The organism is Streptomyces sp. NPDC093225, assembly GCF_044753805.1.
Taxonomy (GTDB): Bacteria; Actinomycetota; Actinomycetes; order Streptomycetales; family Streptomycetaceae; genus Streptomyces.
Window position 1 is genome coordinate 1 of sequence record NZ_JBIVNX010000041.1, and the last position, 1322, is coordinate 1322.

The window sequence follows — 1322 nt, forward strand, 5'->3', positions numbered from 1 at the left end:
AGGCCCTGCGGCAGGCCCACCCCTGGGGCTTCGGGGCTTCGCCCTGGCCTTCGGCCACCCCAGGCCCGGGCCTGCCTCCGGACCAGCCTGCCATGCCGCGTCAAGCGCCTCCCCCACACACCACGGGACCCACGGGCGTTGCAGGGACTCCTCGCCCCGGGTGTGACTGCGCGCGGGATCCGTGGAGCCCCGCATTCGATCCCGCGCCGTCGATATCGCTGCCGAGGTCGGTTATTGGCTCTTGCCGCGTCGCCTATGGCGGCAGAGCGGATTCGAGGACGAATGGGTGATGGAAGGGGCGACTCGTTGGTCCCGACCGGTGCGAGCCCCCTCCCGTGTGTAATTTTGGCGACCATCGCTTGCAATACGTAATCGGGTGGTCGCGCAAGCAAGGCACGGAGGGTATGAATTCATGCACAGGCTCCAGCAGGTCGTAATCGCCACCGCGGCAGTGGCGGGTCTGTCCGCCCTGGGCGCGGGAAGTGCCCACGCGGCGGACGCACGTGGGCACTCGTCCCACGGCGCCGACGTCCGGGGCGGGCGGACACTGTCCGCGCCGCTCACCCCGCGGGCCTTCCAGGTCCCGCAGCTGCCGCAGCTGCCGGCACTCCCGCATCTCCCCGAACTGCCCCGACTCCCGCAGCTCCCGCCGCTCCCGCGGATCGCTCTCCTGACGCAACCTGCGCAGCTTCTCCAGACAAGGCACATGGTGACCACGCAGAAGCAGGCAACCGAGGAGAGTGAGCCGAACGCGGCACCGGCGGCCTACGCGCCGTATGCGCCCTACAGCCCGTACTCGCCCTATACCCCGTATACGCCTTACGCGTCACACGGGCAGGGAACCCCCAGTACTCCGAACACTCCGAACACGCCCAATACGCCCAATACACCTAGTAACCCGAACACGCCGAATACCCCGAACACGCCAAACACTCCGAACACGCCCAACACACCTAACACCCCGAATTCGCCGAACACCCCCTACACGCCTAACACTCCCAACACACCCAATACGCCGAATACGCCGAATACGCCGAATACGCCGTAGGCGTCATCGAAGGCCGAGGGGCGCTCGGCTCTTTACATCGCATGGCGGAGCCGCGCAGTGAGGTCACTGCGCGGCTCCGCCATGCGTGTTCAGTGGTGCATCACCTCAGTCAGGGGTGTTGGGCGTGTTCGGGGTGTTGGGGGTGTTGGGGGTGTTGCCGCCACCGCCCGGGGTGTTCGGGGTGTTAGGCGTGTTCGGGGTGTTCGGGGTGTTGCCGCCACCACCCGGCGTGTTCGGAGTGTTAGGCGTGTTCGGGGTGTTCGGGGTGTTGCCG